This window comes from Microbacterium sp. GXF6406 (assembly GCF_054798215.1).
This window is the reverse complement of record NZ_JBSJZH010000073.1, coordinates 1-577: the sequence shown is the minus strand read 5'-3', so window position 1 is coordinate 577 and position 577 is coordinate 1. Positions and strand designations below refer to the sequence as shown.

General features: G+C 64.3%; 1 protein-coding gene. It reads right to left on the bottom strand.

Annotated elements, in window-relative coordinates; genetic code table 11:
* Positions 1 to 40 precede the first annotated feature (40 nt).
* A partial coding sequence (locus ACWAUG_RS13655) for an IS256 family transposase (RefSeq protein ID WP_460802843.1) occupies positions 41 to 577 on the bottom strand: 537 nt, incomplete at its 5' end.

Below are 577 nucleotides of genomic sequence, written 5' to 3'. Positions count from 1 at the left end.
GGGTCTGTCAGGTTAACGGTGGATCTGGCCTGGCGCATTCTTAGTTGATTCGGCCTTCGAAGGTGATCGCGAAGGCGTTGAGTGCGGGCTTCCACCTGGTTACCCAGCGTGCCCGACCCCGGCCTGTGGGGTCAAGTGAGCGAGTCACGAGATACAGGCACTTCAGCGCGGCGGCGTCGTTGGGGAAGTGGCCCCGAGCCCGCACTGCCCGCCGGTAGCGGGCGTTGAGGGACTCGATCGCGTTCGTGCTGCAGATGATGCGGCGGATCTCGACGTCGTAGTCGAGGAACGGGATGAACTCGCTCCACGCGTTCTCCCAGAGCCTGCGGATCGCCGGGTACATGGTGCACCACTTCTCCGCGAACTCCTCGAACCTCGCCCTGGCAGCTGCCTCGGTCGGCGCGGTATAGACGGGCCGCAGGTCGCGAGCGATCTGGTCCCAGTACTTCCGCGACGCGAACTTGAACGTGTTGCGGATCAGGTGAATGATGCACGTCTGCACCACGGCGAACTCCCACGTCGTGGTGATCGACTCCGGCAGCCCCTTGAGGCCGTCGCAGACCACGATGCAGACGTC